This window comes from Cryobacterium sp. TmT2-59 (genome assembly GCF_004403545.1).
In the GTDB taxonomy this organism is placed as follows: domain Bacteria; phylum Actinomycetota; class Actinomycetes; order Actinomycetales; family Microbacteriaceae; genus Cryobacterium; species Cryobacterium shii.
Genome location: NZ_SOGM01000061.1, coordinates 1 through 1,160 on the forward strand (window position 1 = coordinate 1; position 1,160 = coordinate 1,160).

General features: G+C 69.3%; 1 protein-coding gene. It reads left to right on the forward strand.

Going from position 1 to position 1,160, the window contains the following annotated elements; all coding sequences use genetic code 11:
* On the forward strand, window positions 1-1,160 hold a 1,160-nt coding region (locus E3T24_RS10305), incomplete at both ends, for an HNH endonuclease signature motif containing protein (RefSeq protein WP_134434591.1).

Below are 1,160 nucleotides of genomic sequence, written 5' to 3' on the forward strand. Positions count from 1 at the left end.
AGGCGCACGGCAAGCTGGCCCAGGACGCCGCCGCACTGGCAGACCTCATCGACGAGGCCCACCGATTCGCGACGGGGACCGCGGATACCGGGCCGCGGGTGCCCGGGTCGCGGTGGGACGCCGACACCGTCGCCGAGCGCGAGTTCACGAGCGAGTTGGCCTGCACGATCCGGATTCCACAGCGGTCGGCGGAGACCTTGATCCATGAGAGCGGGTGTCTCACTGGGGAGCTTCCGCTGACGATGGCCGCGCTCCGGTCGGGCCAGATCAGCTACCGGCACGCGAAGGTACTGATGGGCCAGGCCTGGTCGCTCCCGGACGAAGCCAAGGCCGCGTTCGAGGAGGCCCTGCTGAAGTCCGCCGAGAACCTGACCGCGTCGAAACTCAAGCGCAAGGCCAGGATCTTGCGGGAGCGGCTGCACCCGGAGACGATCACGGCCCGGCACCAGAAGTCAGCCTCGGAGCGCAACGTGTTCTTCGAGCCCGAGGCCGACGGGATGGCGTCGCTGCACTGGTACGACTCCGCGGAGAAGGTGCAGGCCGCGTACGACCGCATCACCGTCATGGGCCTGAGCCTGCTGGGCCCGGACGAAGACCGCACCCTCGGCCGGCTCAGGGCCGACGTGTTCAAGGACCTGATCCTGGACGGGGTGACCCCCAGGGGACTCGGCAAGGGGATTCGGGGCCGGGTGCACGTCACCGTCCCGGTGCTGACGCTGATGGGTCAGAGCGAGGAACCCGGGCACCTCGAAGGCTACGGCCCGATCGATCCCGACACCGCCCGGCGGATCGCCGCCCGGGCGCCGAGCTTCACCCGGATCCTGGTGCACCCGGAGACCGGGGTCGTGCTCTCGGTCGGCCGCGACCGTTACAAGGTGCCCAAAGACCTCAGGCGCTACCTGGAGGTGCGGGACGAGACGTGCCGGTTCCCGGGCTGCAACCGCGGCGCGGCGCACTCCGACATCGATCATGCGCTGGACTGGCAGTTCGACGGGCTCACCGCGCACGACAATCTCGCGCACCTGTGTCCGGGCGAGCACGGGCTGAAGTCGGAGACCCGGTGGAGCTACGAAATGCTGCCCGACGGCACTCTCAACTGGACCTCACCGACCGGGCGGCACTTCATCAGCGAACCGGCCACCATCATCCAGCCCCAACCG